The organism is Chelativorans sp. YIM 93263 (assembly GCF_028767125.1).
Lineage (GTDB): Bacteria > Pseudomonadota > Alphaproteobacteria > Rhizobiales > Rhizobiaceae > Chelativorans.
Map to the genome: position 1 here is coordinate 1 of NZ_JAKCWP010000025.1, position 620 is coordinate 620.

General features: G+C 67.9%; 1 pseudogene. It reads right to left on the bottom strand.

The annotated features are described in order from the left end of the window. Positions 1–5: 5 nt before the first annotated feature. A pseudogene (locus LY631_RS20320) lies at positions 6–620 on the bottom strand (DUF7507 domain-containing protein); the annotation flags it as partial.

Genomic DNA, 620 nt, shown 5'->3' on the forward strand with positions numbered 1-620 from the left:
CGCCCTCATTGTCCCGCCTCCACGCGCGTCTCGATCTCCAGGCGGTAGCCGCCGCCCCGCCGTCGCCAGCGGTCGGCGATCAGGTCCTTGACGTGTCGGATGCGCCTGTCGGCAAGCGCGCCATCGGCGCCGTCCTGGAAATAGCTCAATCTCAGCACCGAGCGCTCCGCGGCCAGAACCTGGATCAGTTCATCGACGCCGGCCGCCCATTCGGGCCTGAGACCGGTGGCGCCCGGCTCGAAAGCGCCGTCTTCGAGATCGAGCCGCACGACACGGCCGATCGACGCACCGAAGTTCAGCTTGGTCATCTTGCCCGCCGTCAGCCGCACCACGCGCGGGTTCTCCGTCGTCAGGCGGTAGCCCGTGGGCAGCGTGCGCTCATCCAGCTTCATGATGAAGTTCGAGCCGATGCGGCTGTCGGGCAGGTCGGCGCAGGCGACATGGAAGCGGCCATGCGCGTCCGTGGTGATCAGCCAGCCCTTGACGGTCGCCACCCGCACACCAGGCAGCCCCGGCTCACCGGCATCCTGGTAGCCATTGCCGTTCTTGTCGTCGAACACCTTGCCGATGATGTCGCCGCAGTCGAACACCGGCTCGGCCAGGATCTCCACCGTGGCGGT